The organism is Mycetocola zhadangensis (assembly GCF_003668565.1).
Taxonomy (GTDB): Bacteria; Actinomycetota; Actinomycetes; order Actinomycetales; family Microbacteriaceae; genus Mycetocola_A; species Mycetocola_A zhadangensis.
This window is the reverse complement of sequence record NZ_RCWJ01000005.1, coordinates 24932-47163: the sequence shown is the minus strand read 5'-3', so window position 1 is coordinate 47163 and position 22232 is coordinate 24932. Positions and strand designations below refer to the sequence as shown.

The window sequence follows — 22232 nt, the reverse complement described above, 5'->3', positions numbered from 1 at the left end:
CCTAGAAGGGTACCGCGACGGACGCGAGGCTGAATGTCGCGGCGAATCGGGCGAGAAGCTCCGGGTTTCCTGCGGCAATTCGCACGATTCCCTGCTCTCTCGCGCTCTCCGGTGAAACCTCGCCTGCAATCAGCGAACGGATGCTCGGAGTCACCTCGAGTTCCAGCTCGGCAGTTGCAGATGACCACGGCGCGATGTGCACGGTTGCACCGTCTACCGACACAGCGAGGTCGACGTCACCAACGTGCAAACGGTAGGTCGTCGCTGCCAGCGTGCTGGCGGCATCCGTTCGAAAAGCGGAGTACAGGTCCATTGTGAGTGAATCCGCCGTGATCACGTCGCCCTCGGCCGGATCGTTCGTCACCTGCAATCCCCACCGCCCGAGCGCAAGAACTATGGGCTCGAGCTGCCGGCCGAGATCGGTGAGCACATACACGACCGAGTGATGAAGCGGTGCGCGAGCGAGAACGCCGCTCTCCTGCAGCTCACGCAACCGGGTGCTGAGGATGTTGGTGGGGATGCGCGGCAGCCCAGCCTTGAGGTCGGTGTAGCGGCGTGGCCCGACGAGCAGGTCGCGAACGATGAGCAGGGCCCACCGTTCGCCGACCAGCTCGAGGGCGGTCGTCATGCCGCTGTACTGACCGTAGTTGCGAGCTGCCATGGTCAGCCTTTAGGCCTGCGCTCCCTGTTCTGCCAGATACGCCTCAGGGCCCTTCTCGGCCGCAACGGGGTCCATGTAAAGGAAGCCGAGGATGTTGCCGTCCGGGTCCTCGAGGTCACGTGAGTACATGAAGCCATAGTCCTGGGACGGCCGCGGTTCGCTTCCTCCGGCGGCGAGGCCTTTCTCCATCATCGCGTCGACCTCGTCACGACTCTCGCGGCTGAAGCCGCACGACGCCTGCGCCGCCGTGGTTGGATCGATGATCTTCTTGTCGGTGAAAGTGGCGAAGAAATCGTTAGTCAGGAACATGAAGTAGATGTTCTTGTCGACGACGACGCAGGCAGCGTTTTCGTCGGTGAACAGCGGATTGATCTCCCAGCCGAGAGCCGCGTAGAACGCTTTGCAGCGCTCAAGGTCCCGCGTGGGGAGGTTGATAAAGACGTCGGTCACGAGTGTCTCCTTTGACGTACCCGGCGGTGACGGTCACCGTCAGGGGCCATGCTTGCAAAAAGCAAGTAAGGCGTCAAGGGGCACTTCTGCATGGGCGCGCACCCCCCGGTGCGAGGGCCGGCGTGCTCGGGTTGGCGCTGAGGGAATCGGCCTGTACACTTGGGGGAGGTAGTTGAAATCTGCCAAGCTTTTTTGCGCCAATTTTCCTGTTTTGCCGTAGTTTCGGTTGCTGGGGAGTGCAGTTCGAAATAGCGTGACAGATTTTGCCTTCCCGACCGGGTCTCCGGTCATAGGGCGGTGGCTCAATTGGTAGAGCAGCGGTCTCCAAAACCGCAGGTTGCAGGTTCGAGTCCTGTCCGCCCTGCGCGTCGGTGTTAACACCCCGGCTCATGAAAGGTGTAACCAGGTGGCCCGAAAAGTTATCGACGAACCGAGCGAGGAAATCGTCGCAGCAGCGAAGAAAGAGCGCGCTGCCAAGCGCGGACCCTTCGCCGGGATCATTCTGTTTTTGAAGCAGGTGGTTGCTGAGCTCAAGAAGGTCGTCACTCCGACCCGCAAAGAGTTGCTCAGCTACACCGGTGTTGTGCTCGTGTTCGTCGTGATCATGATGGCGCTGGTTTGGGGCCTGGACCAGGTCTTCAGCTGGGTTGTGATCTTTACATTCGGTACGCCAGCGGCTTAGCCACCGGCATCCGTTCATTCGAACCTCAAGAAAGCGCAACGTGGCCGTGCACCGGCCAAACGAGAGCCAAAGGAAAGAGATTTAAGTGTCGGAGAGAAATCTAGACGACGTCGATTGGGCAACAGCCGCTGAGCAGTCAAGCGAGCCCGACGAGGCCCAGGAGGGCAACGTGCTCGCCGCCGAGGAGAATTCCGTCGACGCCGCCGAGCACACGGCGCTTCACATAGAGGACCCCTCGAGCGCTCCCATCAACATTGAAGAAGAGCTCGACGCTCTGGCCGAGGCTGTCGACCCCGAAGCCGACGCCGTCGTTGACGACGCACTCGAGATCGACGAGGCCGCAGAGGCTGAGGCCGCCGCCCTGGCGATCGAGGATTCGGTCGAGGTTGAGCGCGAAGAAGAAGCAGAACTCGAGCCAGAGGTTGCACCGTACGACGGTGAAGAGCCCGAAGCCGCAGACGTTGACCCGTACGACGCGTTCCGCGCCGAGCTGCGCAGCATGCCGGGCAAGTGGTACGTCATTCACTCCTACGCCGGCTTCGAGCGCAAGGTGAAGGCGAACATCGAGCAGCGCAAGGGATCGCTCGACGTCGCAGACTTCATCTATCAGGTTGAAGTACCGATGGAAGACGTCGTCGAGATCAAGAACGGCCAGCGCAAGATGGTCACTCGCGTTCGGATCCCCGGATACGTGCTCGTCCGCATGGACCTCAACGAAGACTCCTGGTCTGTCGTTCGCCACACCCCCGGCGTCACCGGATTCGTCGGCAACGCACACAACCCGACGCCGCTGCGCTTCGAAGAGTCCTTCAACATGTTGAAGAGCCTCGTCGAGGTCAAGGAAGCCACCCAGGCCAAGGCAACGGGCAGCAAGGGCGGCCAGACCGCTCGCTCGATTCCGGCCGAGGTCGACTTCGAGATCGGCGAGACAATCACGATCAAGGAAGGCTCGTTCGCAGGCCTCCCCGGTTCGATCAGCGAAATCAAGCCGGAGAGCGGAAAGCTCATCGTTCTCGTCTCGCTGTTCGAGCGTGAGACCCCGGTCGAGCTCAGCTTCGACCAGGTCACCAAGCTTTAGAAGTTTTCTCAAACCACCGCGGCTCAACCGAGCCAGCGGGAGAGCACCCGTCACACGGACGGACGCTCGAACCCCAATAAGAAGGAAGAAACATGGCACCGAAGAAGAAGGTCACTGGTCTGATTAAGCTTCAGATCAAGGCTGGCGCCGCCAACCCCGCCCCGCCAATCGGCCCGGCACTGGGTCAGCACGGCGTGAACATCATGGAATTCTGCAAGGCATACAACGCCCAGACCGAATCCCAGCGTGGAAACGTCATCCCGGTCGAGATCACCGTCTACGAGGACCGCTCGTTCACGTTCATCCTGAAGACCCCGCCCGCCGCAGAGCTCATCAAGAAGGCTGCCGGCGTTGCGAAGGGTTCAGGAACCCCGCACACCGTCAAGGTTGCGAAGCTCACCAAGGAGCAGGTCCGCTCGATCGCCGAGCAGAAGATGGCCGACCTCAACGCAAACGACATTGACGCTGCGTCGAAGATCATCGCCGGAACCGCTCGCTCCATGGGAATCACCGTCGAAGCGTAGTAACACCCCGGAATCCGAACCGCCCGTGCGCGGAGGATTCCACCCGAGTTCGGCCAGTTGACGCCGACTCACGACACAACATTCGTGGCAGCGCCGGCCAGGCGCAAATGACCACATTCTCGAATTGGAGAAATTCACATGGCACAGAAGTCAAAGGCCTACCGGGCCGCCGCCGAGAAAATCGGCACAGACAAGGTCTACTCCGCATCCGAGGCAGTTAACCTTGCCAAGGAGACCGGTTCGGCCAAGTTCGACTCCACGGTTGAGGTTGCCCTCAAGCTCGGTGTTGACCCCCGCAAGGCAGACCAGATGGTCCGCGGTACCGTGATTCTTCCTCACGGAACCGGTAAGACCGCCCGCGTCATCGTCTTCGCAACGGGCCCCGCAGCAGAAGCGGCAATCGCTGCTGGCGCTGACGAGGTCGGTGGCGACGAGCTCATCGAAAAGGTAGCCGCCGGTTACACCAACTTCGACTCTGCGGTTTCGACCCCAGAGCTCATGGGCAAGGTCGGTCGTCTCGGTAAGGTCCTCGGACCCCGCGGCCTCATGCCGAACCCGAAGACCGGAACCGTCACCCCCGATGTGGCCCGTGCGGTCAACGACATCAAGGGTGGAAAGATCGAGTTCCGCGTCGACAAGCACTCCAACGTGCACTTCGTCGTCGGCAAGGCATCGTTCTCCTCTGAGCAGCTCTTCGAGAACATCTCGACAGCTCTCGAAGAGGTCAACCGCCTCAAGCCGTCCTCCTCGAAGGGCCGTTACATCCTCAAGGGCACCGTCTCGACCACCTTCGGTCCTGGCATCCCGATGGACATCAACTCCATCTAGTTCGTTTTCCTCGAACTGACGGAAAGGACCTCGCCTCGTGCGGGGTCCTTTTTCGTGCCCCGAAGCATCCGTCGCCCCTAAAATGGCGGGGTGACTGTGACTGTGAGACGTGCCCGTGAAGCGGATGCCACGGGGCTGAGCGAACTTGCTGCTGTCACGTTTCCGCTTGCCTGCCCGCCTGGAAGCGCACCCGAGGCGATCGCTGAATACATTGCGGGCACCCTCTCGGCCGCGAAGTTTGGCGAGTACCTGGTCGACGACGGCCGCGTGATCGTTGTGGCCGAGGACGAGAGTGGACTCTGCGGATACACGATGCTCATCGCCGGTGAACCGGCAGACGCGGACGTCGCGGCCGCGCTGGGTATCCGGCCGACCATCGAGCTCAGCAAGGTGTATGTGCTCGCCGGATCGCACGGGCGTGGCGTGTCCGCTCCGCTGATGGCAGCGACGCTCGACGAGGCGCGAGCTCGCGGCGCTGTCGGCATCTGGCTCGGCGTGAATCAGTTGAACGCACGCGCGCAGCGTTTCTACGAGAAGAGCGGCTTTCGGGTGGTCGGAGAGAAGACGTTCTCCCTCGGGCCCGAGTTGCACAGCGACTTCACGATGGAGCGGCGGCTGTAGCGCTCTCCGCGACCGTGTGGCCGTTCAAGTGACACTTCTTGTGGGTTGGGGCGTCTCGCACTCGCAAAAACTGGCACCTGAAATCGGGCCGAAAGGTTCGAGTGACACTTGTTGTGGATGTTCACGCGCGGCACCCGCCACAAGTGTCACCTGCTCCTCGGCCAAGGGTCCGAGCGCGGCGCGAAGCTGGTGTCAGTGCGCTGGGAGGGTCTTAAGGTGATGCTTCGCCAGGAGGTGGATCCCGACCGAGGAGGCAAGGAAGATTGCGGCGAGGATCACCCAACCGAGGACACCGTGAGTGAGCACGGTTGCGCTAATCACCAGGGGTGCGGCCATCGAGCCAAGTGAATATCCCATCGCGAACAGGCCCTGATAGGCGCCGGCCCGGGACTGGTCGGCCAGCTCGAAACTGAGCCCCCAGTTGCTGGCGCTTGAGAGCACTTCCGCAAAGGAGTGCACCGCCATCGCCGCGAGGAGGAGAACGATGGCCATGCCGATCGCGAGGTCCGCGGATCCCGCGTACAGTCCGCATGCCACCACCATGAGCAGTCCGGCCAGCACGGACACCTTGCCGGCGTGGGCGACGTCGTGGGTGCCGCGCGAGAGTCGCACCTGAAACAGAATGACGAGCACCGTGTTGAGAATCAGGAGCAACGAATACACGGCGCTCGGTGCGCTGGTTTCGTTGACAATCCACAACGGAAGGCCGACCTCGGCGACGCCGAACTGCATGCCGAAGATGCCGGACAGAACCGTGAGCGCCAGGTATTTCGGGTTTCGAAACGGTGACCGGCCGCGGACGGGCGCTGCAACTCCGGATTCGGGCACGTGCTGTGGTGCGTCGACATAGTCGGGCAGCCGGGACAGCAGAAAGGCACTAGCGCCTGTGACGACCGCGGCGATGATCATCACCGTGCGATACGCCGTCGGTGTGGCGATCAGCAGGGCCAGCCCGCCGGCAGCGCTCCCCAGGGAAATGCCGATGTTGGTGACCGTGCGAAGCACTGCCCGTGCTCCCACCCGGCGCTGGCCGGTGAAGGCCCTGGCGATGATCGCACCGCGGGTCGAGTTCGCGGCTCTTTCGGTTGCGGTGACCACGCACGCGACCGCGAGGGCTGCGCCGAACGATGTGGCGAGCGGGTAGCAGGCGAGAGCCACTGCTTCGACGATGACCAGCCAGGTTACGAGTCGCCTCGCGCTGAACTGGTCGGCCAGATGCCCGCCGAGATAGGACGTGCCCACTCCAATCGCGCTCGAGATAGTGAGGAGCAGCGCCACCTGGATGGCGGGCAGCCCGACGATAAGCGTGAAGTACAGCACCGTGAGCGTGAGGAAGACGCCGCGGCCGAGCGTGGAGACGAAGGTGGCAAGCACTAACCGGCTGAGTACCGGATCCTGACGTATCGCGTCAAACCGGCTTGCACCGAACCGGCGGTTCGCGATGGTTGGTCGAGAACCTGTTTCGGATGAGGACGGAAGGCCGGTGGGTGGGGAGAAGGTCACGTTCTCTGTTGTCCCACGCAACTGACAGCATCCGTTAGTGATGTAGCGTTGTGCTTCATGTTGCGGTACCAGCTCAGCGAGTCGGATCTGGGTGGTGTTCGTTTCGGAATCTCCCCACTGTGCGAACTGGGGCTCTCACTTCGCTCGGTCAGCCACCCTGAGCGGTACCCGTTGCAATTGCCGTGGCTGGCTCGGACCGAGAGTTTGCGGCGGGATCTCGACGGTGCGGCTTTGAGCGCGCTGGTCAACGAGAGGCTTTGGACGCCGGACTTCCTCAACCCGCGACCTGCCTCTCCGCTCACCCGGATCGACGATGAATTCGCGGTACTCGATGGCATCAGTTCCCAGACGTTCCGGAGCGGGCTCCTCTCGATTCACACTGAACTGCCTGACGTGTTCGCCGGCCCGCCAAAACAGGCGATTCGGCGGATGACGAGCGCTCTGCGCGAGTACTGGGAGGCCTGCCTCAAGCCGCACTGGCCCCGGATGCGTGCGATTCTGGAGGCGGACATCGTGCACAGGGGACGGGTCATCGCGCACGACGGTCTGGCCGCCATGCTCAATGGCATTTCCTCAGCGGTGTCGTACGAACGAGGAGTCGTTTCCGTCGCTCTGTCCGCCCCTGACAGTCGAATAGAGCATGCAGGTGGTTCCGGTGTGACTCTCGTCCCTACGATGTTCACCCGGCGGGCGTCTGCCCCGATCGGTGCCGGAGAAGCGCCGCTCATCATGTACCCGGCCCGCGGGCAGGGAACGATGTGGGCAGTGGAGACAGGGCAGCGCTCGACCGCGCTCGAAAACCTGATCGGTGCTCGCCGAACGGAGCTGCTCACCGCTCTGCGCTCGCCTGCCTCATCAACCGAGCTCGGCATTCGATTTGGCATCAGCGCTTCGGCTGTGAACCAGCACTTGCGCGCATTGGCTGACGCCGGTCTCGTCACGTCGACGCGGTACGGCCACAGCGTGCTGTACTTCCGCAGCGAACTGGGCCAAGCGCTCTCCGGCGCGTGAGCCGCAACCCGCTGAGTGAGCTGTCAGTGCGTCGGAATTGTTAGCACGATCTTGCCGCGGGTGTGGCCTGACTCGAGCGCGCGGTGCGCGTCTGCGGCGTGCGCGAGGTCGAACACCTCGTCGACGAAGACGTGAACGTCGCCAGATTCGAGCAGCCGCGCGATCGTCGACAGAGTGTCGCCGTCCGGGGCAACCTTGAACGTCGTCGCACGGAGCCCGGCTGCGGCAGCGTCCTCGAGGAAGGTCGGCCAGCTGCCCGTTGGTGCGTTGACGATGAGGCCACCCTCGTGCAGTACCCCGAGCGACCTGCTGCCGGTGTCGTCGACAACGTTGCCGATGAGGTCGATGACCACGTCGACGTCGCTCACCACATCCTCGAACCGAGTGGTTGAGTAGTCGATGACCTCGTTCGCCCCGAGTTCCCGCAGCCAGTTCTGATTGCGGGTCGACCCTGTAGCGATGACGTGCGCGCCGAAGTAGCGCGCGAACTGCACGGCGAAGTGGCCAACGCCACCGCTGCCGGCGTGAATGAGAATGCGTTGGCCGTGATGGGCCTTGGCCACTTCGACGACCATGCCCCACGCAGTCAGCGCGGCGAGCGGAACGGCAGACGCTTCGACATGGGAGAGCGCAGCGGGCTTCTTCGCGACAGAGAGCGTGGAGACCGCGACGTACTGGGCATAACTGCCCGAGGTGCGCGGCACCATCGTCATGCCGAACACCTCGGTGCCCGGCCGGAACGGATGTGCCTCGTACGGTGCCTTCACGACGACGCCGCTGAAGTCGAAACCCAGCACGGCAGGAAAGCTCGAGATCCCCGCCGAGACGCCGCGCCCCGCCCGCGTCTTCGCGTCGATGGGATTGATGCCTGCCGCAACGACCTGAACGATGAACTCCGAGTTGAAGGCGCTCGGCACAGGTACCGTCGCCTCGTAGAGCGAACCGGCGTCCCCGACGGCGTCGATAACTGCCGCGCGCATCGTCTCCGGAAGAACGACAGCTGCTGGTACCTCGCCCCGGGAAACGTCAGAAGTTCCAGTCATGCCCCGAGTCTGCCACGCAATACCCACACCCTCACGCATCGCTGCCCCCTGTCGTCGTCGCCATGTGCTCTAGCTAACGCCCACAATGAGTCAGCGGTGTTACGACCGAGTTCCCGCCCAGCAAACAATCCTCCTGAGCCCGGCATCCGGCATCAGGAGCGCGACCTACGGGATGTCGTACGGGTCGTCGTTCACGACGTAGCGAGACACCCGGGTGGTTCGCCTGTGCAGCTCGTCGATGAGGTTGTTGGCCAGGCCGACGAGCTGGTTGATCTCCCTGTCGTCGCGGTCGATCCAACGGCACATCGGCTCCTCGCCGAGAGGCTGGAAGTTTGTGTGCTGCTCCCACACGACGAGCGTGCGTTCAGCACCAAGCACGTACTGTTGCCACCAGATCTGGCGCAGGTAGTTGCGGGGCACACTCCGCCACGGTTTGGTGGTCGTTTTGATCTCGGCGAGCACGAGGGCACCCGAGTTCGTCACGGCCAGGCCGTCCGGCGTGGCCAGGTGCCGCTTCTCGATTTCGGCGTGGAACAGCGCAGACGACGGCGAAATGCCGTGCGTCGCAGCCACCCACCGTGCAATCTCCGGTTCGCGGGCCCGCCCGTGATCGGTGTACGCGTTCCCGGAGAAGCTGGGCCCTCCTCCGAGTTTCTCGGTGGCAACGGCGTCGATGGACTTCGCGCTCGACAGGCGCGCAACGTCGGTCGCGGTGATCCCGCGAGAGCGCGCCCGAAGCCAGGCCACTCGATCCGACGAGTCAGCGACAAGGCGGTCGAGATGAGTGGAAGTCACTCCTCTATTGTGCCTCCAACGAACGGATGCTGCCGCCATCACGAACCTGTCGGCGCGCCTCGTCGAGAGTCCTAAGTACCGACAACGTTTCGTCCAGTGAGTGCAGCGGTGATTCGGTTCGTCCCTCCGAGATATACCGTGCAACGGCGGACGCCTGATAGCTGAGCCCTTCACGCCAGATGAGCCCGGACGTGTCCTCAAAACGCACAGGGTTTCCGCCGGCAGGGGAGAAGGTGAAGCCGCCGGGACCGACGAACACCCGGTCAATGGCGATACGCCCGTGTGTCCCGACGATGTTCGCCTGGCCGGGGGTATCGGCGAGCAGCGTCGTCGACATCACAGCCTGCGCGCCTGCCGCAGTTTCGAGCAGGAGCGACGCCTGCACGTCGACGCCGGTGGGGGAGAGTTGCCCTCTCGCGGTGACCGATGAGAACTCGCCGAGCGCGAACGATGCGGTCGCAATGAGGTAGACGCCGAGGTCGAGCAGCGCGCCGCCGCCGAGTTCCGGGTTGAAAAATCGTGAGCCCGGGTTGTAGTCGGCCTTGAACCCGTAGTCAGCGGAGAACAATCGCACGTCGCCAAGCGCGCCGTCGTCGAGCAGCTGCCGAATGACGTCGAACTTCGGCAAATACTTCGCCCACAGCGCTTCCATCGCGAACACCCCGGCCGCGCGCGCGGCATTCACAACGCGCTTCGCATCGGCTGCGGTTGTCGCCATCGGTTTTTCAACGAGCACGTGCTTGCCCGCCGCAATCGCGTCGAGCGCGAGCCTGACGTGCTCGGTGTGCGGAACCGCAATGTACACAACATCGATCCCCGGATCCGCAAAGAGCTCGTCGTGACTTCCATACGACGAACGGATGCCATGGGCCGCCGCGAAAAGCGCCGCACGTTCCGAAGAACGTGAGGACACGGCAACCACCTCTTGAGTGGTGTGCGCGAGTACAACACGCGTGAAATCGTTCGCGATAGCGCCTGGCCCGACGATTCCCCAGCGAAGGGTCGGAGCATCGCGCGGGTTGGCGAAGCGAGGGTTCGGGAGCGTCGTCATTGGCGGGCCGATCTGCGCGTACGCGCGAGGAGTTAAAGGGCCTTGGCTGCTGCCGCCAGAACCTGGTTGAGGGTGGGCACGCCGGTCGCGCGGAACACCTCGGTGCCTGAGTCATCGAGCACAATGACGGTCGGCGTGATCCGGATGCCGTCGTCGGCGGCTTGAACATTCTCAAACGCGACATCTCGTTCGATCACGTGGGCTTGCGGCACGAGGCGCCCGGCTTCCGCGAGCACTGATCGCGCCTGCGCGCAAGGCTCACAGAAGGACGAGGTGTACAGGACGAGTTGCATCCTTACACTCAACCACGTTCTTCCGCACCCCGTTCGTGAAAGACGGCGGCTGCAACAGAATGGGTGCATGAGAATTGCTGTCACCGGAGGATCCGGAAAACTGGGACGCACCGTCGTCCGTGAATTGCGTGCGGCCGGAAACGACGTCATCAACCTCGATGCTGTCGGAGAGCGAGGGCCCGGGTTCGTGAGGGTCGACCTCACCGACTACGGCCAAACCCTCGATGCGCTGCTCGGCGTTGACGACAGGCATTCCGGTTTCGACGCCGTCGTGCACCTCGCCGCCATCCCGGCGTCCGGCCTGTCGAGCAACGTCGCGACCTTCTCCAACAACATTCTCGCGAGCTACAACGTGTTGAACGGGGCGATCCGGGCGGGCATCCGCAACATCGTCTACGCCTCAAGTGAAACCGTGCTCGGGCTGCCGTTCGAGACGCCGCCGCCATACATCCCGGTCGATGAGGAATACGCGGCCCGCCCGGAGAGCACGTACTCCCTTGTCAAACATCTCGAGGAGCAAATGGCGATCGAGCTCGTGCGCTGGAATCCCGACCTCAAGATCATCGCGCTGCGGTTCTCGAACGTCATGAACCCGGAAGACTACGCGGAGTTCCCCGATTTCGACGCGGATGCGTCACTGCGCAAGTGGAACCTCTGGGGCTACATCGACGGGCGTGACGGCGCGCAGGCCGTTCAGCGCGCGCTCGAGCTTGAGTTCACCGGTTTCGATCGGTTCATCATCGCCGCCGCAGACACGGTGATGAGCCGGCCGAACGCCGAGCTGGTCGCTGAGACCTTTTCCGGTGTTCCGGTGACGCGGGAACTGGGCACGAACGACACCCTGTTGTCGATCGACAAGGCGCGACGGGTACTCGGGTTCGACCCGCAGCACTCCTGGCGCGACTGACCTTTCGCGAGGTGCTGGGTTTACGGGGTCCCGCCGCGCGGAACCGCTCGAACCCAGCAACTCGCGACCCGCGGAGGTGGTCAGACCGCGGTTCTCGCCGAGCCGGTGAGCCAGAGCGAGGTCGCGCAGCCGCCGAGGGCGAGGGCGGCGAGCGGGAAGTCGAGACCGTAGGCGGTGATCGCCAGGATGGGCAGCACGAACACAATCACGGCGAGCGGCGTTGCCCAACCCGCCGGGAAGCGGGGAGTGATCACCGGGGGAACTCTCTCGAACCGCACCAGCCACAGCGACAGCAGAAGCACGGCGCCGAGAACGGCGACTAGGAACGGCACGCGGGTCCACCACCACTCCGGGCTGCCCGGTTCCGGGAGGGGGAGCGGGAGCAGCAACTCGATGCCGATGAGCACCATGATCATCGGCAGGTGCCACAGGTAGACGGTCATCAGGCGTGACCCGATGAGAAAGACGGCGCCCTGCACAACCCGTACCCGCATGAGCGCGGTCAGTGGTGCGTGCAGGAGCGTGAGAGCGGCGGCCTGCACCATGGCAAAAACGGCCATCGTCGCTGTCGGCGGCCACTGGTTGCCGAGCATGCTCACCGAGTACCCGCCGAGAGACACCAGCCCCCACTGGGCGGCATACCCGACGCCGATGAGCAGAACGAGTTGCCACCAGCGAAGCCGCGCGAACCACCCGTCGTACAGAAAGAAGCCGACCTGCATGGCGAACAGCCAGACGAAGAGAACGTTCGGGATGCCAAATACCTCCTGGCCGATTCCGTAGCCGGTTGGCGGAAGCGGATCGATCCCCAGGACCCCACCGACGAACACGTAACGGAAGGCGTCGACCGCGAGGGCGGCGCCCAACAGGAAAAGAAGCACCCACCCTCCGTGTCGCTCGTGCCAGCGCATCATGGCAGGGGCAAGCGCCTGAACGATCATGTATGCGGCGAGGAACCACAGGGGTGAGCCGACACCGATGGCGATCGCGTCGACGAGCTCCGGAGCGATGCCGAGCATGCGGGTTGCCCCGAGGGCGAGGGTGAAGAAGATGAAGACCGGGACGGCTGGCCGCGCGAGCCGCGCCAGGCGGACCCGAATGAAGTCATCGGCGCTGATGCCCTTGGCAACCGCCGTCCGCCAGCCGGCTCTCGCCGCGTAACCGCCGACCACGAAAAACAGCGGCATGACGTTGGCGACCCAGGTTGCTGCGTTGAACCAGGGTTGGGACTCGACGGTTCTCTCGATCACGAGCGACCCGTTCTCGCCGCGGCCCACGCCGGTGAAGAGGATGTGCACGAAGACAACGAGCAACACACAGAAGACGCGGGCGAGGTCGAGCGTGAGGTCGCGCCCCGCTGGAATCGTGCGGGGAGCTTCGTCGACGGAGCGTGTCATGAGCCGAGAGTGGTGGGGATCGAACGGGCGGGAAGCAAACAGCGCCGTTTTGGGGGTACGCCGCAGTCCCCACACGGACGGGCGACCGCTGGGGTCCGGGCGACCGCAGCGGTAGCAAAGGTATGGGAGCCGAATGTGCCCGGCCGATGCCGAGGCTGGCAGTTCCTTCCGTATTAAAGGTGCAGAGGCGCTACCAAGGTGACTCATAGCTTGTTCATAGGCAGAAGCCGATACTTGGACTGTGAGCGCATTCGTTTCTTCTTCCCGCCCCGCGGCATCCGTCCCTCTGAAGCGAGCGGATGGCAACGCCATTCGGGTGCTTGTCGTCGATGACGAACGCAGCCTCACCGATCTTTTGAAGATGGCGCTCAAGTACGAGGGCTGGGAGATTCGAACCGCCGAAACCGGGCGACAGGCGCTCGAGGTCGCGCGCGAGTTTCGGCCGGACGCGATCGTGCTCGACATCATGCTTCCCGACATCGATGGAATGAGTGTGCTGCACCGCCTGCGAGCAGACGGCGACGATGTGCCTGTTCTCTTCCTTACCGCCAAGGACGCGCTCGACGATCGAATCGCCGGCCTCACAGCTGGCGGGGACGACTACGTCACCAAGCCGTTCAGCCTCGAGGAAGTTGTCGCCCGCCTGCGTGCGTTGATCAGGCGATCGACGCTCACCGGAGCATCCGATGGACCGTTCCTGACCGTCGGTGACCTCGTTCTCAACGAGGACAGTCACGAGGTGAGCCGAGGCGGAACAGCGATCGAACTGACCGCCACCGAGTACGAACTGCTGCGCTACCTCATGCGCAACCCGCGGCGGGTGCTGTCGAAGGCGCAGATTCTCGACAGGGTCTGGAGTTATGACTTCGACGGCAAGGCCAGTGTTGTCGAGATTTACATCTCCTACCTCCGCAAGAAGATCGACGCCGGTCGCGCCCCCATGATTTCAACGGTGCGTGGTGCCGGGTACATTCTCAAGGCCCCAGAAATCTTGGAGTGAAGCGGATGTCACGGTGGACGTTGCGCAAGCGACTCGTGGTGGCTGTCGTCACTCTGTTGGCGCTCGCCGCTGTGGTGATCGGTTTCGCGAGTGTCGTGAGCGTTCGATCTGTGCTGCTCGGGCGCGTCGACGCGCAATTGACTGCGGCGACAACACGATCATCCGGCGCTGCTGAGTCGCCGCAGGGCAACGGTGGATCGTTTCCGCGGCAGGAGCAGCCTCCCGTTCCCGAGTTCGTCGGTGTGCCAGGCCAGTCGGCCGGAACACTTGGCGCCATCATCAGCGGTGGGGCTGTGCGCTATGCCGGTTACCTCGATGAGACCGGCGAGTTGAGGCCGCTGACCACCGGACAGGTGGCGACCCTCCTCTCGGTTCGCCTCGGCGGCGAGCCCGAGTCGATCGACCTGGGTGGAGAGCTCGGTTCGTACCGGGTTGTTGCCGTCGAGGCGGGGGACGGGGCGATGATCGTGGGTCTGCCGCTCGCCGACCTCGAGTTCACCCTCGGCCAGCTCATCGCGGTGATTAGCGCGATCGCCCTCGGGGTGTTGCTCCTCGCCGGTGCCGCGTCGTATGTCATCGTCCGGCTCGCCCTCCGGCCGCTCGACCGGGTGGCACAGGCAGCGTCTGACGTGTCAGAGCTTCCGCTCGATCGCGGTCACGTGGCCATTGCGGTCCGCGTTCCCGACGAGGACGCCGACCCGAATACCGAGGTCGGGCGGGTTGGGGCGTCGATCAACCGCATGCTCGGGCACATCGCCGCAGCGTTGACCGCGCGCCAGGCGTCGGAGAACAAGGTGCGGACCTTCGTGTCGGATGCCAGCCACGAGCTGCGCACACCGCTCGCGTCCATCCGCGGATACGCCGAACTCACTCGACGGTCAGGGGAGGAGCTCCCAGAGGACGCCACGTATGCGCTCGGCCGGATTGAGTCCGAGGCCGTGCGGATGACGGCGATCGTCGAGGACCTGCTGCTGCTTGCCCGCCTTGATGAGGGACGCGATCTCGCTCGAGACCCGGTAGAGCTCGGCGCACTTGTCGCAGCGGCCGTCAGCGATGCGAAAGCGGCAGCGCCCGAGCACGACTGGCAGATCGAGCTTCCCGGCCGCGACGTCGTCGTGACCGGCGATTCGCAGCGGTTGTTTCAAACCGTGGCCAACCTGCTCGGCAACGCTCGGGTGCACACACCGACCGGCACGCGTGTCGTCGCCGCGCTCGAAGTAGATGGCGCCGTGGCGCGCATCTCGGTAACCGACAACGGTCCGGGCATCGACCCGTCCGTTCTCAGCTCCGTATTTGAACGGTTCGTTCGAGGCGACCAGTCCCGACAACGCGCGTCAGGCGGAACCGGTCTGGGCCTCGCCATTGTCTCCGGTGTCGTTGAAGCGCACGCGGGAACCGTGGCTGTCGAGTCCGTCTCCGGAAACACGCGTTTCACTGTCACCCTGCCGCTGGTCGCAGGAACGGTCGACGCCGACGGACGAGTGGGATACGGGAAGGGCGCCGCCAGCGCAATGCCCTGACGGCAACTTTCGGCTCGGGCTACAGTGACGGCAACCGGAGGAGAAACATGACTGACGCCGTATCGAACTCATCGCCAACCGCTGTCCTGTTTGACATCGACGGGACGCTCGTCGATTCCAACTACCTGCACGTCGAATCCTGGGCGCACGCCTTCGCCGACGTTGGAGCCAACGATGTTCCGGCGTGGCGCATCCACCGTGCGATCGGCCAGGACTCGGCGAAACTTCTCGACTCGCTGCTCGGAAGCCGAGCAGCCGAGCTCGGTGACCGGGCCAAAGAGCTGCACTCGCAGTATTACAAGCAACTCGCTGACCGGCTTCGTCCCCTCGACGGCGCACAGGACCTCCTTCGCGAAGTGCACTCCCGCGGCCGCACCATCGTCCTGGCCACGTCGGCGCCCGAGGACGAACTCGACATTCTCACCGGCATCCTCGATGTTGACGAGGCCATCCACGCCACCACAAACTCAGACGATGTCGAGACGGCAAAGCCAGATCCGTCCATCGTCGAAGTCGCCCTCGATAAGGCCGGGGTGTCGGCGAGTGACGCCATCTTCGTCGGCGACTCGGTCTGGGACTGCATCGCAGCCTCGAGAGCAGGAGTTCGCACGGTGGGCCTGCTGAGTGGCGGATTCTCCTCGGCCGAGCTCCTCTCGGCCGGTGCGATCGCCATCTATGACGATCCGGCCGCGCTGCTGCGTGAGCTGTCGTTGAGCCCGCTGGCCTAAGCTGCCGATTTGGCGATGCGAAACGGATGCCATAAGCTGGGACAAAACCAAAGACCGCAGGTTTTCGGCGTGCTCGCGTAAGTAAGCATCCGATCTAAGGTTCTCAGCTGAGACGACCCGCGCAGGTGAACGAAACATTCTCGAGATTCTCTCAAAATGCTCCGTGCGCTTGCGCCGGAGCTCTTTTTTTGCCGAAAACTGAACTGCCCCTTTGGCTCGCATCGCTTCCGCGGTGCGAGGAAGACTAATCAAGGAGTGGCTATGGCGAACAAGGAAGCCTCGGTTGCCGAACTCACGGAGAAATTCCAGAGCTCGACTGCCGTTCTGCTGACCGAGTACCGCGGCCTCACTGTTGCTCAGCTCAAGACGCTGCGCAAGAACATCAGTGCGGACGCAACCTACGCCGTGGTGAAGAACACGCTGACCAAGATTGCTGCGAACAACGCGGGCATCTCGTCGTTTGACGAAGAGCTCGTTGGTCCGTCGGCAATCGCGTTCGTGCACGGAGACCCTGTCACCGTTGCAAAGAGCCTGCGCGACTTTTCCAAGGCAAACCCTCTCCTGGTGATCAAGGGCGGTTACTTTGACGGTAACCCTCTGACCGCCGCAGAGGTAGGCAAGCTCGCCGACCTCGAGTCCCGCGAAGTTCTGCTCGGCAAGCTTGCCGGCGCCTTCAAGGCCTCGCTGTTCGGAGCCGCATATCTGTTCAACGCACCGCTGTCGAAGGCCGTTCGCACGGTCGACGCGCTGCGTGAGAAGCAGGAGTCCGCTTCCTAGGTTCGTCCTGGGACAGCGGTGAGTAGACCAAAGAAATCTAAGGGAGAAAATCATGGCAAAGCTGTCAACTGAAGAGCTGCTTGAGCAGTTCAAGGGCCTCACGCTCATCGAACTCAGCGAGTTCGTCAAGGCATTCGAGGAGACCTTCGAGGTCACCGCGGCTGCACCCGTTGCTGTTGCAGGACCGGCTGCTGCCGGTGCCGCTGCAGAAGAGGTCGAAGAGAAGGACTCCTTCGACGTCGTTCTCGAGTCGGTCGGCGACAAGAAGATCCAGGTCATCAAGGCCGTTCGCGAGCTCACCTCGCTGGGTCTCGGCGAGGCCAAGGCCGTCGTCGATGGCGCTCCGGGAAACGTCCTCGAGGGTGCAAACAAGGAGACCGCCGAGAAGGCAAAGGCAACACTCGAAGAGGCTGGCGCAACCGTTACCCTCAAGTAATTTGTGCCCCTCGTGGGCTCTTGCTTGATGTGACGTGCGCTGTCGTTTTCGACAGTCTGTTACGCGAAAGGCGTCGTTCCTCACGGAACGGCGCCTTTCGCCGTTAAGGCAGCGAGTTTCGACGGATGTTTATGACAGGGGGGCGGCAGCCACCGCGGTCAGAGCCGCCGTGCTCGCTCGCACGACAAGCCGGGCCGACACGTCCACCACGGCTGGCGGCGAGGGATCCCCTGCGATGTGGTTGAGCAGAGCTGTGACCGCATCGTGCCCCTGCTGACGCGGTTGCTGCTCCACAGTCGTGAGTGAGAACATCTCGGCGTACTCGTGGCCGTCGACGCCGACGATCGAGAGGTCACCGGGCACGCGGAGGCCCAACCGGCGCGCAGCGATCATGGTTCCAATGGCGATTTCATCGCAGGCCGCGAATACGGCCGTCGGTCGATTCGTCGCATCGCTCAATGCCTGGGCTCCAGCGTCGTAACCGCCGGGCAGGCTCATGATCGCGAGTTCCGTTCGGCTCTCGGCTTCGAGGCCTGCCGCCCGCATTGCGTCAAGATAGCCGGCTCGGCGCCTGCCAGCCACCGAGTCGCTCAGGACGTCAGCGTCCTCGCCAGCGATGTGCATGATCTTGCGATGCCCGAGCCCAATGAGTTGCTCGGTGGCGCGCCGGGCGGCGCCTGTGTCATCCATGGTGAACGACGGGATGCCGTTCACCGGGCCGCCGATGCCGACCAGTGGAACGCCAAGCCGGACGAGCTGTTCCACTTCGACGCGAGTGGGTTCTATCCCAATCACGACGATGCCGTCGAAGCGCTTCCTGGCCAGGAAGAACTCGAATACCCGCTGTCGATCTGCCGACCCGGGATGAAGGTTGTACAAGGTCATGTCGTAGCCGCGGTCGAGGAGCGCCTGCTCAATGCCCTCGAGCACTTCACCGAAGAACCAGCGGTTGATGAATGGCATCACCACGCCGATGTTCTTCGTCTGCCCGGTGACAAGGCTCGCCGCGTTCGGCGACGCGACGTAGCCAATCTCCCGCGCGGCAGCGATGACACGCACCCGAGTGGCTTCGGCGACGTAGCCGTTGCCAGAAAGGGCGCGGGAGGCGGTCGCTTTCGAAACACCAGCGCGCGCTGCGACGTCGGCGATCGCGCTGGACATGGAGCCTCCTTGCACCCGGGCGGGGACCACCGTCGATGGTGGGGGTAGTTCGGTCACAGGGTAGCGGACCGTGCGGCGGAATGGAACCGGTTACACATTGGCGGGGGAGGGCGACCATCGCGGAGCGCACCGCAGCCGCCTGATGTGGCGCGTGAGAGCGCGTTCACGCGCCAGTTTTCGTTATCTCCTCGTGCTTGTGTAACTTCGTGGGGTGCCGTACCTTGTGCATGGAACCGGTTCCTTATGGGCGCCGGCTTGCACCTGCACTGCTGAGGCGATCATCTCGCCCTGCGAAACACACTCAATGAGGAGACACAGATGAGCTTTAAAAACCATCGCCGAGTGCTCGTGCCGCTGGCTGCGGCGAGCATTGTCGGCCTGGCCCTCACCGGTTGTACCGGTGACACCGCCGCTGGTGACAAAGAGAACACCGACTGTGCGGACTACGAGGCGTACGGCACGTTCGATGACAACCCCGAAGTGACCATCGGTGGCACCATCGTCGACGTCGAGGCAGACCGCCTCATCGAATCGTGGGCAGACTTCCAGACCTGCACTGGCATCGACATCGCCTACCAGGGGACGAAAGAGTTCGAAGCGCAGATCGCGGTTCTCGCTGAGGCGGGTAACGCCCCCGATATCGGAATCGTGGCGCAACCAGGTCTCCTCGCGCGTCTCGCCGACGGTGGCTGGCTCAAGCCGGCACCCGAGTCGGTCGAGGCGAACACCGACGAGTTCTGGAGCGAGGACTGGAAGGCGTACGGCACTCACGACGACGTCTTCTATGCGGCACCGCTGATGGCCAGTGTCAAAGGCTTCGTTTGGTACTCACCCGCTGAATTCGAGGAGAACGGATATGAGATTCCGGCGACCCTCGACGAGTTGACTGACCTCACCGAAAAGATCGCCGCTGATGGCGACCACAAGCCGTGGTGCGTTGGCTTGGCTTCGGGTGACGCGACGGGCTGGCCAGGTACTGACTGGGTTGAGGACTACGTACTCCGCCAGGCGGGCCCCGAGGTCTACGACCAATGGGTGACACACGAGATTCCGTTCAATGACCCGCAGATTGTTGCTGCATTCGACGCTGTCGGCGACATCATCAAGAACCCGGACTACGTGAACGGCGGACTTGGTGACGTATCCAGCATCGTCTCCACCGACTTCCAGCCAGCTGGGCACCCCATCCTCGACGGAGAATGCTCCCTGCACCACCAGGCAACCTTCTACGAAGGCTTGTTCCCGGAGGGCACTGAGGTTGGTCCGGAGGGCGACGTGTACGCGTTCCTGCTTCCTTCGCTAGAGGCCGACGGTGAGAAGGCTGTCACCGGCGCCGGTGAGTTCCCCGTGGCTTTCAACGAGGGCGAAGCGATCGACGCGGTTCGTACGTACATGTCAAGCGACACCTGGGCAAACATCCGGGTCAAGCTCGGAGGAACGATCTCCGCGAACTCGGGTGTCGACCCGGAGAACGCATCAAGCGACATCCTGAAGCAGGGAATCGAGATCCTCGCGGACCCCGAGACCACTTTCCGTTTCGACGGATCTGACCTCATGCCTGCTGCGGTGGGTTCCGACTCCTTCTGGAAGGGCATCATCGCGTGGGTTTCTGGTGACAGCACCCAAGAGACGGTGGACAACATCGAATCCAGCTGGCCGCAGGGTTAGCTCATAGCACTGCTCAAGGGCGGAGTTGCCTTACGCGACTCCGCCCTTGAGCTACCTCATTCCGAAAGGCGTAGCTCAATGACGACCGCTGACCTCCTCGGCAAAATCCTTCAGGTGGTGGGAGGACTTGCCATCTTCGCCGCCATCATCGGCCTCCTCTTCTTCTTCCTCGACAAGGCTCCCAAGCGAGGCAAGGACTGGGTGCAACTCTTCGTATTTCTTGCCCCAGCCCTATTCCTCCTGATCCTCGGCCTGATCTATCCCGCGATTCGCACGAGTCTTCTGGCTTTCACAAACAGCAGAGGCGAGTTCAACGGTGCCGACAACTTCGTGTGGATGTTCACACAACCGGCGATTCTGAACACACTGCTTAACACAGTGATCTGGGTCCTTCTGGTGCCGATAATTTCGACAACGATCGGGTTGGCATACGCCGTCTTCATCGATAAGTCCAGAGGTGAGAGGTTCTACAAAGCACTCGTATTCATGCCGATGGCGATCTCAATGGTCGGTGCTGGAATCATCTGGAAGTTCGTTTATGACTACCGGCAAGCCGGAGACGAGCAGATCGGCCTCCTCAACCAGATCGTCGTCTGGTTCGGCGGTGAGCCGGTTCAGTGGTTGCAGACGTCACCGATCAACACCTTCCTTCTGATCATCGTCCTAATTTGGATTCAGACCGGATTCGCAATGGTCGTGCTCTCAGCGGCGATCAAAGCGGTACCAACCGAGCAACTCGAGGCGGCGGAGATCGACGGTACGAACGCGTGGGAGAGATTCACAAACGTGACCCTTCCTGGCATCCGCGGTTCGCTTGTGGTCGTGATTACGACCATTTCGATTGCGACTCTCAAGGTCTTCGACATCGTTCGCACAATGACGGCTGGCAACTTCGACACGAGTGTTATCGCCAACGAGATGTATACCCAAGCGTTTCGGGCGGCTGAGCCTGGGCGTGGTTCCGCCCTCGCCCTGGTGCTGTTCATCCTCGTTCTGCCGATCATCATCTACAACGTCCGAGTCATGCGGAAGCAGAGGGAAATCCGATGAGCACCACACCGATTGTTCCCACCACCACTGACCCCAAGGCCGGCGACGAACTGGCGCGTGGCCGCGAGGCGGAGGTCGGCACCAAGGCCAAGCGAGTGAAACGTCGCTTGACCTCTCGTGGAGCGACCGTCGCCGCTCTCATCATCGCGGTGATCTGGACGATCCCGACGTTCGGGCTTTTCATTTCTTCCTTCCGTCCGGCGGAACTGATTCAGACCACCGGTTGGTGGACGATTTTCCAGAATCCCGGCTTCACTCTGGACAACTACTCCGAGGTTCTGTTCTCGTCCTCGCAGTCATCTCCCCAGCTGGGCTCATACTTCGTCAACTCCCTGGCGATCGCGATCCCAGGCACACTCTTCCCGTTGGTGCTCGGTGCCATGGCCGCGTACGCGTTCGCGTGGATGAAGTTCAGGGGCGCGAACTGGCTGTTCATCGTGATCTTCGGTCTGCAGATCGTCCCCCTCCAGATGGCGCTGCTTCCCGTTCTGTCGATGTTCACTACGTTCCTCCGTCCGTTGCAGAACACCCTGCACGACGTGATTCCGATCATTCCTGAGCAGAACTATCTGCCCGTGTGGATCGCTCACACGATGTTCGGTCTGCCGCTGATCATCTTCCTGCTGCACAACTTCATTTCGGAAATCCCGGGAGAGGTTATTGAGGCAGCACGCGTGGACGGCGCAAGCCCCGGCCAGATCTTCTTCCGGATCGTGCTTCCCCTGGCTCTGCCTGCGATCGCATCGGTGGCGATCTTCCAGTTCTTATGGGTGTGGAACGACCTGCTTGTCGCGCTGATCTTCTCGGGCGGCACTGCGGACGTTGCGCCGCTGACGCAGAGGTTGGCCGAACTGACCGGTACTCGAGGGCAGGACTGGCAACGCCTCACAGCCGCAGCCTTCGTTTCGCTCATCGTTCCGCTGATCGTGTTCTTCAGCCTGCAGCGGTACTTCGTGCGTGGCCTGCTCGCCGGTGCGACCAAGGGGTAAGCCGGACGCGCATTCTCTCACCTTTGAAGCCCGGCATCCGAGTGACGGATGCCGGGCTT

General features: G+C 62.9%; 24 protein-coding genes and 1 tRNA gene. 16 read left to right on the top strand and 9 right to left on the bottom strand.

All coding sequences use genetic code 11. From position 1 onward, the window contains the following. Nucleotide 1 precedes the first annotated feature (1 nt). Nucleotides 2–661: a winged helix-turn-helix transcriptional regulator gene (locus D9V28_RS14750; protein WP_121660478.1), complete on the bottom strand. Its 660-nt coding sequence runs from the start codon at nt 659–661 to the stop codon at nt 2–4. Nucleotides 662–670: 9 nt separating this feature from the next. Further along, the gene (locus D9V28_RS14745; RefSeq protein ID WP_121660477.1) at nt 671–1111 is read right to left on the bottom strand and encodes a VOC family protein; all 441 of its coding nucleotides are present in this window, start codon (nt 1109–1111) and stop codon (nt 671–673) included. Between the two features lie 291 nt (nt 1112–1402). Here D9V28_RS14745 and D9V28_RS14740 point away from each other — a divergent pair. The 6 genes from D9V28_RS14740 (at nt 1403) to D9V28_RS14715 (ending at nt 4844) form a co-directional block, all read left to right on the top strand. Further along, a tRNA-Trp gene (locus D9V28_RS14740) sits at nt 1403–1475 on the top strand. A gap of 42 nt (nt 1476–1517) precedes the next feature. Further along, nucleotides 1518–1793, top strand: coding sequence for a preprotein translocase subunit SecE (gene secE / locus D9V28_RS14735; RefSeq protein WP_121660476.1), 276 nt, complete (start codon nt 1518–1520; stop codon nt 1791–1793). Between the two features lie 85 nt (nt 1794–1878). Next, nucleotides 1879–2871 (top strand): transcription termination/antitermination protein NusG, encoded by a 993-nt coding sequence (gene nusG, locus D9V28_RS14730; RefSeq protein ID WP_121660475.1) that lies wholly within the window; start codon nt 1879–1881, stop codon nt 2869–2871. Between the two features lie 92 nt (nt 2872–2963). Then, the gene (gene rplK / locus D9V28_RS14725) at nt 2964–3395 is read left to right on the top strand and encodes a 50S ribosomal protein L11 (RefSeq protein ID WP_108390140.1); all 432 of its coding nucleotides are present in this window, start codon (nt 2964–2966) and stop codon (nt 3393–3395) included. Nucleotides 3396–3533: 138 nt separating this feature from the next. Then, on the top strand, nt 3534–4223 hold the full coding sequence (rplA, locus tag D9V28_RS14720) for a 50S ribosomal protein L1 (RefSeq protein ID WP_121660474.1): 690 nt from the start codon (nt 3534–3536) through the stop codon (nt 4221–4223). Nucleotides 4224–4313: 90 nt separating this feature from the next. Further along, nucleotides 4314–4844 carry a GNAT family N-acetyltransferase gene (locus tag D9V28_RS14715; RefSeq protein ID WP_121660473.1) on the top strand — a complete coding sequence of 177 codons (531 nt, stop codon included), beginning with the start codon at nt 4314–4316 and terminating at the stop codon, nt 4842–4844. A 192-nt stretch (nt 4845–5036) separates the two neighbouring features. Here the strand turns inward: D9V28_RS14715 and D9V28_RS14710 are convergent, their stop codons facing one another. After that, nucleotides 5037–6347, bottom strand: coding sequence for an MFS transporter (locus D9V28_RS14710; protein ID WP_183086554.1), 1311 nt, complete (start codon nt 6345–6347; stop codon nt 5037–5039). 57 nt (nt 6348–6404) lie between these two features. Between D9V28_RS14710 and D9V28_RS14705 the strand changes: the two genes are divergently transcribed. After that, nucleotides 6405–7358 (top strand): ArsR/SmtB family transcription factor, encoded by a 954-nt coding sequence (locus D9V28_RS14705; protein WP_121660471.1) that lies wholly within the window; start codon nt 6405–6407, stop codon nt 7356–7358. A gap of 23 nt (nt 7359–7381) precedes the next feature. On the opposite strand, the gene D9V28_RS14700 is transcribed toward D9V28_RS14705, so the two are convergent. The 4 genes from D9V28_RS14700 to D9V28_RS14685 all read right to left on the bottom strand — a co-directional run bounded on the left by D9V28_RS14700 (nt 7382) and on the right by D9V28_RS14685 (nt 10483). Beyond that, nucleotides 7382–8401 (bottom strand): NADP-dependent oxidoreductase, encoded by a 1020-nt coding sequence (locus D9V28_RS14700; RefSeq protein ID WP_229728169.1) that lies wholly within the window; start codon nt 8399–8401, stop codon nt 7382–7384. Between the two features lie 165 nt (nt 8402–8566). Next, nucleotides 8567–9235, bottom strand: coding sequence for a YqaJ viral recombinase family protein (locus D9V28_RS14695; RefSeq protein ID WP_121660469.1), 669 nt, complete (start codon nt 9233–9235; stop codon nt 8567–8569). Beyond that, nucleotides 9201–10247, bottom strand: coding sequence for a Gfo/Idh/MocA family protein (locus tag D9V28_RS14690; protein ID WP_121660468.1), 1047 nt, complete (start codon nt 10245–10247; stop codon nt 9201–9203). Before D9V28_RS14690 ends, D9V28_RS14695 begins: the two co-directional genes overlap by 35 nt. A gap of 32 nt (nt 10248–10279) precedes the next feature. After that, complete coding sequence (locus D9V28_RS14685; protein WP_244934446.1) at nt 10280–10483, bottom strand: thioredoxin; 204 nt, start codon at nt 10481–10483, stop codon at nt 10280–10282. Nucleotides 10484–10607: 124 nt separating this feature from the next. Between D9V28_RS14685 and D9V28_RS14680 the strand changes: the two genes are divergently transcribed. Continuing rightward, nucleotides 10608–11447, top strand: a complete 840-nt coding sequence (locus D9V28_RS14680; RefSeq protein WP_121660466.1) for an NAD-dependent epimerase/dehydratase family protein — start codon at nt 10608–10610, stop codon at nt 11445–11447. 80 nt (nt 11448–11527) lie between these two features. Here D9V28_RS14680 and D9V28_RS14675 read toward each other — a convergent pair whose 3' ends face one another. Continuing rightward, on the bottom strand, nt 11528–12844 hold the full coding sequence (locus tag D9V28_RS14675; RefSeq protein WP_183086552.1) for an acyltransferase family protein: 1317 nt from the start codon (nt 12842–12844) through the stop codon (nt 11528–11530). 241 nt (nt 12845–13085) lie between these two features. Between D9V28_RS14675 and D9V28_RS14670 the strand changes: the two genes are divergently transcribed. The 5 genes from D9V28_RS14670 (at nt 13086) to rplL (ending at nt 17305) form a co-directional block, all read left to right on the top strand. Then, nucleotides 13086–13844 (top strand): response regulator transcription factor, encoded by a 759-nt coding sequence (locus D9V28_RS14670; RefSeq protein WP_121660678.1) that lies wholly within the window; start codon nt 13086–13088, stop codon nt 13842–13844. Nucleotides 13845–13849: 5 nt separating this feature from the next. Further along, a complete protein-coding gene (locus tag D9V28_RS14665; protein WP_121660464.1) occupies nt 13850–15364 on the top strand; it encodes a sensor histidine kinase in 1515 nt (504 codons plus the stop codon). A 47-nt stretch (nt 15365–15411) separates the two neighbouring features. Continuing rightward, nucleotides 15412–16092, top strand: coding sequence for an HAD family hydrolase (locus D9V28_RS14660; protein ID WP_121660463.1), 681 nt, complete (start codon nt 15412–15414; stop codon nt 16090–16092). 261 nt (nt 16093–16353) lie between these two features. Next, nucleotides 16354–16869, top strand: a complete 516-nt coding sequence (gene rplJ / locus D9V28_RS14655; RefSeq protein WP_121660462.1) for a 50S ribosomal protein L10 — start codon at nt 16354–16356, stop codon at nt 16867–16869. A 52-nt stretch (nt 16870–16921) separates the two neighbouring features. Continuing rightward, a complete protein-coding gene (gene rplL, locus D9V28_RS14650) occupies nt 16922–17305 on the top strand; it encodes a 50S ribosomal protein L7/L12 (protein WP_121660461.1) in 384 nt (127 codons plus the stop codon). 129 nt (nt 17306–17434) lie between these two features. On the opposite strand, the gene D9V28_RS14645 is transcribed toward rplL, so the two are convergent. Beyond that, nucleotides 17435–18466, bottom strand: coding sequence for a LacI family DNA-binding transcriptional regulator (locus D9V28_RS14645; protein WP_121660460.1), 1032 nt, complete (start codon nt 18464–18466; stop codon nt 17435–17437). Between the two features lie 318 nt (nt 18467–18784). On the opposite strand from D9V28_RS14645, the gene D9V28_RS14640 reads away from it, so the two are divergent. The 3 genes from D9V28_RS14640 to D9V28_RS14630 all read left to right on the top strand — a co-directional run bounded on the left by D9V28_RS14640 (nt 18785) and on the right by D9V28_RS14630 (nt 22173). Continuing rightward, a complete protein-coding gene (locus D9V28_RS14640) occupies nt 18785–20134 on the top strand; it encodes an ABC transporter substrate-binding protein (RefSeq protein ID WP_121660459.1) in 1350 nt (449 codons plus the stop codon). A 78-nt stretch (nt 20135–20212) separates the two neighbouring features. Further along, nucleotides 20213–21184, top strand: a complete 972-nt coding sequence (locus D9V28_RS14635; protein WP_121660458.1) for a carbohydrate ABC transporter permease — start codon at nt 20213–20215, stop codon at nt 21182–21184. Next, nucleotides 21181–22173, top strand: a complete 993-nt coding sequence (locus tag D9V28_RS14630) for a carbohydrate ABC transporter permease (RefSeq protein WP_121660457.1) — start codon at nt 21181–21183, stop codon at nt 22171–22173. The genes D9V28_RS14635 and D9V28_RS14630 overlap by 4 nt, the downstream gene beginning before the upstream one ends. Nucleotides 22174–22232: the final 59 nt, after the last annotated feature.

What these genes read in the sequence shown, in the direction of transcription:
- rplA (WP_121660474.1), top strand. Translation starts at nt 3,534, where the DNA reads ATGGCACAGAAGTCAAAGGCCTACCGGGCCGCCGCCGAGAAAATCGGC.
- D9V28_RS14700 (WP_229728169.1), bottom strand. Translation starts at nt 8,401, where the DNA reads ATGACTGGAACTTCTGACGTTTCCCGGGGCGAGGTACCAGCAGCTGTC.
- D9V28_RS14695 (WP_121660469.1), bottom strand. Translation starts at nt 9,235, where the DNA reads ATGGCGGCAGCATCCGTTCGTTGGAGGCACAATAGAGGAGTGACTTCC.
- rplK (WP_108390140.1), top strand. Translation starts at nt 2,964, where the DNA reads ATGGCACCGAAGAAGAAGGTCACTGGTCTGATTAAGCTTCAGATCAAG.
- D9V28_RS14705 (WP_121660471.1), top strand. Translation starts at nt 6,405, where the DNA reads ATGTTGCGGTACCAGCTCAGCGAGTCGGATCTGGGTGGTGTTCGTTTC.
- D9V28_RS14635 (WP_121660458.1), top strand. Translation starts at nt 20,213, where the DNA reads ATGACGACCGCTGACCTCCTCGGCAAAATCCTTCAGGTGGTGGGAGGA.
- D9V28_RS14690 (WP_121660468.1), bottom strand. Translation starts at nt 10,247, where the DNA reads ATGACGACGCTCCCGAACCCTCGCTTCGCCAACCCGCGCGATGCTCCG.
- D9V28_RS14645 (WP_121660460.1), bottom strand. Translation starts at nt 18,466, where the DNA reads ATGTCCAGCGCGATCGCCGACGTCGCAGCGCGCGCTGGTGTTTCGAAA.
- D9V28_RS14680 (WP_121660466.1), top strand. Translation starts at nt 10,608, where the DNA reads ATGAGAATTGCTGTCACCGGAGGATCCGGAAAACTGGGACGCACCGTC.
- D9V28_RS14660 (WP_121660463.1), top strand. Translation starts at nt 15,412, where the DNA reads ATGACTGACGCCGTATCGAACTCATCGCCAACCGCTGTCCTGTTTGAC.
- rplL (WP_121660461.1), top strand. Translation starts at nt 16,922, where the DNA reads ATGGCAAAGCTGTCAACTGAAGAGCTGCTTGAGCAGTTCAAGGGCCTC.
- D9V28_RS14630 (WP_121660457.1), top strand. Translation starts at nt 21,181, where the DNA reads ATGAGCACCACACCGATTGTTCCCACCACCACTGACCCCAAGGCCGGC.
- rplJ (WP_121660462.1), top strand. Translation starts at nt 16,354, where the DNA reads ATGGCGAACAAGGAAGCCTCGGTTGCCGAACTCACGGAGAAATTCCAG.
- D9V28_RS14665 (WP_121660464.1), top strand. Translation starts at nt 13,850, where the DNA reads ATGTCACGGTGGACGTTGCGCAAGCGACTCGTGGTGGCTGTCGTCACT.
- D9V28_RS14675 (WP_183086552.1), bottom strand. Translation starts at nt 12,844, where the DNA reads ATGACACGCTCCGTCGACGAAGCTCCCCGCACGATTCCAGCGGGGCGC.
- D9V28_RS14640 (WP_121660459.1), top strand. Translation starts at nt 18,785, where the DNA reads ATGAGCTTTAAAAACCATCGCCGAGTGCTCGTGCCGCTGGCTGCGGCG.
- D9V28_RS14750 (WP_121660478.1), bottom strand. Translation starts at nt 661, where the DNA reads ATGGCAGCTCGCAACTACGGTCAGTACAGCGGCATGACGACCGCCCTC.